The sequence below is a fragment of the Herpetosiphon sp. genome (genome assembly GCF_003512625.1).
Lineage (GTDB): Bacteria > Chloroflexota > Chloroflexia > Chloroflexales > Herpetosiphonaceae > Herpetosiphon > Herpetosiphon aurantiacus.
The window spans coordinates 7,452-8,245 of record NZ_DOPT01000060.1 but is presented as its reverse complement, the minus strand read 5'-3'; the positions used below and the strand labels follow the sequence as shown (position 1 = coordinate 8,245).

Below are 794 nucleotides of genomic sequence, written 5' to 3'. Positions count from 1 at the left end.
GTGGTGATCAACCAATGCTTAGTAGAATAGAGCTAGGATGGGATGAGATGAGATACCTTTGAGCAAATTGCTTGTTACAATAGCCAACAGCATGATTTCAACCAGAAAGTTTGGCAATGTTAACCAGCAAACATAATCCAGCCATTAAGCAAATTCGGGCGTTGCGCCAACGCCGTGAGCGCGAAGCCACTGGTCTTTTTTTTATTGAAGGTATTCGCAATGTGACCGAGGCGGTGCAAGCCCAAGCGCCGATTGAGCAATTGATCGTTGCGCCCGACCTGTTGCGTAGCCAATTTGCCCAAGATTTAGTTGAGCAACAGCGTCAACAAGCCATACCTATCCTCGAAGTCAGCGGCGAGGTTTTTGCCAGCCTTTCGAGCAAAGATGGCCCACAAGGTTTAGCAGCAGTTGTGCGCCAGCAATGGGCCAGTTTAGCCGATGTTAGGCCCGACCAAGGCCTGTGTTGGATTGCGCTCAACGCGATTAGTGATCCTGGGAATTTGGGCACAATTTTGCGCACTGGCGATGCTGTTGGCGCAGCAGGCGTGATTTTATTGGGCGATTGCACCGATCCCTATGATCCAGCGACCGGGCGAGCTAGTATGGGAACGTTATTCAGCCAACGCTTGGTTAAGGCAACTTGGGCTGAATTTAGCCAATGGTTTGGCCAAAGTGGCTTTAATTTGGTTGGGGCGGCGGATTCAGCCAGCAGCCACTATCGCGACTATGCCTATCCCCAGCCGCTGATTTTGCTGATGGGCAGTGAGCGCGAAGGCTTGGATGCCGAGCAACAA

Annotated in this window: 1 protein-coding gene; it reads left to right on the top strand. The window is 51.4% G+C overall.

Annotation, left to right across the window (positions count from 1 at the left end; genetic code table 11):
- Window positions 1-116 precede the first annotated feature (116 nt).
- Window positions 117-794 (top strand): TrmH family RNA methyltransferase (locus DEF47_RS14165; RefSeq protein ID WP_287045193.1); only part of this gene is annotated, 678 nt, incomplete at its 3' end.